At 66.9% G+C, this 242-nt stretch carries 1 protein-coding gene; it reads right to left on the bottom strand.

What is annotated here, in order from left to right:
* On the bottom strand, positions 1 to 230 hold a 230-nt coding region (locus tag ACYF6T_RS44810; RefSeq protein ID WP_461703740.1), incomplete at its 3' end, for a zinc-binding dehydrogenase.
* Positions 231 to 242 lie beyond the last annotated feature (12 nt).

The raw sequence follows: 242 nt of genomic DNA, 5'->3' as shown, positions 1-242 counted from the left end.
ACCCGCAACACCACCTTGCCGGTATGCCGCGCCAAACTCATCACCCGCAACGCCTCCCGCGCCCGCGCCAACGGCCACACCTGCACCGGCAACGCCTCCCACACCCCCTCCACCAACAGCGCCCGCAGCCGACCCAACATGACCGCGATCAACTCCCCGCCCGCATCGGACACCAGATCAAACGCCCGATACCACACCCCCACACCCTCACGGACATCCCTCTTGCCCATCTCCACAAACCG

The organism is Streptomyces sp. 7R007 (assembly GCF_054850255.1).
This window is presented reverse-complemented; position numbering and strand designations above follow the sequence as displayed.